Origin of the sequence: Vibrio marinisediminis, from assembly GCF_014050145.1 — a bacterium.
In the GTDB taxonomy this organism is placed as follows: domain Bacteria; phylum Pseudomonadota; class Gammaproteobacteria; order Enterobacterales; family Vibrionaceae; genus Vibrio; species Vibrio marinisediminis.
The window spans coordinates 1-322 of record NZ_JACFYF010000115.1; the positions used below are offsets into that span (position 1 = coordinate 1).

General features: G+C 69.3%; 1 pseudogene. It reads left to right on the top strand.

The window, feature by feature from the left end:
- A pseudogene (locus H2O73_RS23600) lies at positions 1-322 on the top strand (formate dehydrogenase); the annotation flags it as partial.

Genomic DNA, 322 nt, shown 5'->3' on the forward strand with positions numbered 1-322 from the left:
GGGGCATCTCCGCCCATGCCAACGGGTTTCAGACCGCCCGCGCGCTGCACCTGTTGCAGATCCTGCTGGGCACGGTGGAGGTCCCCGGCGGCTTCCGCTTCAAGCCCCCCTACCCCAAACCGCCCGAGGCGCATCCCAAGCCCCATTGCAAGGTCACCCCCGGCGCACCGCTCGACGGCCCGCATCTGGGCTTCGTGCACGGCCCGGACGATCTGTGCCTGACCCCTGAGGGCGCGCCTGCCCGCATCGACAAGGCGTTCTCCTGGGACAACCCCATGTCGGCCCACGGGCTGATGCACATGGTGATCTCCAACGCCCATGC